This window comes from Methanosarcina sp. 1.H.T.1A.1, assembly GCF_000979295.1.
Classification (GTDB): Archaea; Halobacteriota; Methanosarcinia; order Methanosarcinales; family Methanosarcinaceae; genus Methanosarcina.
The window spans coordinates 1-1,435 of sequence record NZ_JJQY01000023.1; the positions used below are offsets into that span (position 1 = coordinate 1).

The 1,435-nt window shown below is 40.8% G+C and carries 1 pseudogene; it reads right to left on the reverse strand.

Annotated features, from left to right (window positions below):
* Nucleotides 1–883 precede the first annotated feature (883 nt).
* Nucleotides 884–1,375, reverse strand: a pseudogene (locus EO95_RS02960) (type I glutamate--ammonia ligase); the annotation flags it as partial.
* Nucleotides 1,376–1,435: the final 60 nt, after the last annotated feature.

Genomic DNA, 1,435 nt, shown 5'->3' on the forward strand with positions numbered 1-1,435 from the left:
AGATGTGTATAAGAGACAGCTCTAGAGATGAATAAAAATGAACATAATGCAAATGTATTTTGTTAATGTCTTCCTGGATGATTTCTGCGGCTCATTTTTGAGAAATAGTTCTAAAAATTTGCCAGCTGGAGAAACTGGGTTTCAGGGGATATTTTATAAGTTTTCGTAAGTTAAAGGAATATTCTACTTATATTAATTCAATCTTTATTATATAAATAATTTGAATTCATGACAGCTTTCCTGCCTCTGCTTTTAGTTCTTTTAAATAAATTGAGAGGGTCGCCGCTAAGGGAAGTAAGTAATTTAGTACCTATTTGACAATATATATATGTTTCTTTTTTCAGGATCAGACCTGCTTACAGTAACACTGCAAAGCATGACGTTTTAACGCTTTATTTTTCTTTCTTCCCGCTTGATATTGTTTGTATTGTTGGGCCTCTAAGCAGTTTACAATGCTTGTCCTGCTCAGGGCTGCCAGCCTTTTTTGCGTAAGATGAATTTTATATACAGCCGCCTGCCAAAAAAGTAATAAGCCAAACTTGAAAAGGTTGAACTGAAATTGCAGTATTTATTAAGGAAAGCATTTTTATACTGAAATCCTTTTCAGGTCCTGTTTTTCTGAAGAAAATTGAAACTCAATTTCTCTCAATGAAATGAATTCCCATTTTTCTACGAAGCTTCTTTCCCTTTTTCAATCAACTGGATGTTTTTTTAGAATCCCGGAGCACACCTGCCGGATAAAGTGTGCCTCCCGAATCCGTATTGGAATGTTTTTCTTAGTTTTCATAAAACCTCAGCAGGAAACCCGTTAAATCTTTCGATTTAGCGGATAGTTGACTAAACGATTTTCCGGCGTACTATAAACACTTCAGGATGATTATCCTTACAGCATGTGGAGGTATTTGTTAAGTTCCCAGGGGTGGACCATGGCTTTGTATTCGTCCCATTCTGCGATTTTTGCGCAGAGGTAGTTTTCAAAGACATGAGGTCCGAGCACTTCCTTTACGAACTCGCTCTTTTTCATTTCATCCGTTGCTTCTTTGAGGTTTGTAGGGAGGGAAATTATACCTTTTTCCTGGCGCTCTTTTTCCGTGAGATGGAAAATATTCACGTTGGTTGGCTCTCCGGGATCGGTCTTGTTCTTAATCCCATCAAGGCCGGCTCTCAGCATGAGGGCGAAGGCCAGGTATGGGTTGCAGGCCGGGTCCGGACACCTGAGTTCTACCCTGGTCCCGTTGCCGCGGGTTGACGGAATCCTTATCAGGGAGCTCCTGTTGCTGGCGGACCAGGTGATGTAAACAGGGGCTTCATATCCGGGGACTATTCTCTTGTATGAGTTTACCACGGGGTTTGTTACTGCTGCAAATTCCCTTATGTCTGTCTCTTATACACATCTGACGCTGCCGACGAATAGAGAGGTGTAGATCTCGGTGGT